Origin of the sequence: Vogesella mureinivorans (genome assembly GCF_007644035.1) — a bacterium.
GTDB classification, from domain to species: Bacteria; Pseudomonadota; Gammaproteobacteria; order Burkholderiales; family Chromobacteriaceae; genus Vogesella; species Vogesella mureinivorans.
Genome location: NZ_VMTV02000456.1, coordinates 1 through 263 on the forward strand (window position 1 = coordinate 1; position 263 = coordinate 263).

General features: G+C 66.5%; 1 protein-coding gene. It reads left to right on the top strand.

Translation table 11 applies throughout. The features are described from left to right. A partial coding sequence (locus FLQ44_RS11505) for an inositol monophosphatase family protein (RefSeq protein WP_276607854.1) occupies positions 1 to 263 on the top strand: 263 nt, incomplete at both ends.

Genomic DNA, 263 nt, shown 5'->3' on the forward strand with positions numbered 1-263 from the left:
GGCCAGTTCGAGGTCATCACCAAGGCCGATGAGTCGCCGGTGACCCGCGCCGACGTCGAGAGCGAGCAGGCCATCCGCCGCGTGCTGACCGAGGCCTTCCCCGAGCACGCCATTTACGGCGAGGAGGAGGGAACCACGGGCAGTGGCGACTGGCTGTGGCTGGTCGATCCCATCGACGGCACCAAGAGTTTCGTGCGCGGCTATCCGATGTTCAGCACCCAGATCGCCCTGATGTTCCGCGGCGAGCTGGTGCTGGGAGTGTC